Source organism: Arthrobacter sp. 2YAF22_2, from assembly GCF_052114645.1.
Lineage (GTDB): Bacteria > Actinomycetota > Actinomycetes > Actinomycetales > Micrococcaceae > Arthrobacter.
Genome location: NZ_JBFRFD010000587.1, coordinates 1 through 2,066, shown reverse-complemented (window position 1 = coordinate 2,066; position 2,066 = coordinate 1). Strand labels below are relative to the sequence as shown.

The 2,066-nt window shown below is 33.9% G+C and carries 2 protein-coding genes; both read left to right on the top strand.

Going from position 1 to position 2,066, the window contains the following annotated elements; translation table 11 throughout:
- Positions 1–43: 43 nt before the first annotated feature.
- Positions 44–913 (top strand): ABC transporter permease subunit, encoded by an 870-nt coding sequence (locus AB4Y86_RS17585; RefSeq protein WP_087996873.1) that lies wholly within the window; start codon positions 44–46, stop codon positions 911–913.
- Between the two features lies 1 nt (position 914).
- Positions 915–1,904 (top strand): ABC transporter permease, encoded by a 990-nt coding sequence (locus tag AB4Y86_RS17580; RefSeq protein WP_087996871.1) that lies wholly within the window; start codon positions 915–917, stop codon positions 1,902–1,904.
- Positions 1,905–2,066 lie beyond the last annotated feature (162 nt).

Below are 2,066 nucleotides of genomic sequence, written 5' to 3'. Positions count from 1 at the left end.
CTATTATTGAGGATGGGAAATTAAGTAAGGAGGATGTGGTTCTGTGTCGAGGAAAATCATTCTATCAGGCTGGGAGCTAATTATTCATCTATTGTTGTCGTTTGTCGGTATACTAGCGGTTGGCTCTCTACCAATTCTATTCAAAGGGCTTTCAATAGATATTCCAGGGTATTTTAGTAGTATTTATAACATTTGCGAGAAGATAATACTACATGCTTCATCTATGCAGTATGGTCTGAAGATTAAAAAGGATTTGTTCCCACAAATATTTTTTCACTATAAAGAGACGATGGTTATACTCTCAATTTCACTGATTGTTTCATTAATAGTGTCATTTATACTAGTACACGTAATCTTAAGGGTTAACGAAAAATGGCAGAATAGGATTAAAGAATTCATGTTATTTCTTCAATCTTTACCTGACATATTGTTTATTGTTGGTTCCCAATTGCTGGTGGTATGGATATTCCAGAAAACTGGTGTTATGGCAGCACAAGTAGCAGGAATTGGAGACCAGAAGGTGCGACTCTTACCAATTATCTGTTTTTGTATACCTACCGTTATCATGTTTGTTAAGTTCTTACTTCTAAGATTTGAGGATGAGTTGAGAAAGGATTATGTATTGTTCGCTGCTGCAAAGGGGATGGATCGTCTTCATATTTTAAACCGCCATGTACTAAGAAACGTACTATTAAGCACTTTGTTCTTTGTAAAAGCTAATATATGGTTTATGCTCTCTAACTTATACATAATAGAATCGATATTCAATACTCTTGGATTCTTTGTATTTATTAAAACTTATCAAAGTATAGAGGTTTTTACGGTTGGATTAATGTTAATCTACTTACCAATATTCTTGATTTTTAAATGTTTTCATTGGGTTGTACCTACTGCGATGAAGGAGAAAATTTAATATGTGGAGTTATTTAAAGCACGATAAAAGGTTCTGGTTAGGTGGTTCATTTTTAACAATATTAATGGTCCTAAGTATAGGAAATACTATTTTTAATGATGGGCATATACACCAAGTAATCCTTCAATATGATAAAACTGGTTATCCTGAAGTACCTCCATTTCCACCTTCAATGCAATTTTTATTTGGTACCGACAGATCAGGGTACGACTTACTCAATTTGATAATTGAGGGGGCTAAATGGACTATTGGGTTTGCAATAGTAGTAGCCATTTTACGTATGATGCTAGGTATCATAGTTGGTTTTTTACTTGGTGCATATGTTAAAAGAGGTTTTAAAAAAATAGAAGCATTTTTTGATAGTTTTACAATCGTACCAATGGTTATGATTTGTTATTTTATATTATCAGAAGTACTTATTTATGAAAATGGAACGATACCGGCTCCATTTTACCAAAGACTCCTATTCCAATTGGCTGTGATTGTTCTTTTAAGTGTTCCAACTCTATCATTATATGTTGCAAATGAAGTAAGAAAAATGCAAACCGAAGAGTTTATTGAAGCCGCAAAGATACTTGGCGGCGGAAAATTATACATTGTTATTAAGCACATTCTTCCTCACCTAATTCCAACATTTATAATTATGCTTATGCAACAATTCGTACAAACACTAACATTGTTGCTTCATTTAGGTTTACTAACTTTGTTTTTTGGTGGAACTGTTCTTTATGGTGATGATGCTGATTCGGTAACACATGAGTGGACTGGGTTAATTGGGAAGTACTATCCTTCTCTGTCTTCAGATACCTGGATTCCAATGGTTCCGATAATCCTCTTTAGTTTAACTGTTCTGGCTGCGAATAAAATAACCGATAGTATTCAAGATTCTTTAGAAAGAAACAGAACTGGCCGTATCTCTGTTAAAAATACTAATAAGAGTGTTTTGCAAGTACCTGATAATGAATTGTTTACATTCAAACATCAAGCATAAACACGGACTTTAATTTTCACTTATAAAGGTATCCCCACATACCCATTAACTTAAGGGTCCAAAGTGGGGTTCCACCGCATTTCGGAAAAAAACCACGTTAAGAGTATGCGAGATTTTATACAGTTTTTTGGCTAATTCAGTAACAAACGAGAACCCTAAAAC

Excerpts from the sequence above, each read along its gene's own strand:
- AB4Y86_RS17580 (WP_087996871.1), top strand. The coding sequence starts at position 915 with ATGTGGAGTTATTTAAAGCACGATAAAAGGTTCTGGTTAGGTGGTTCA.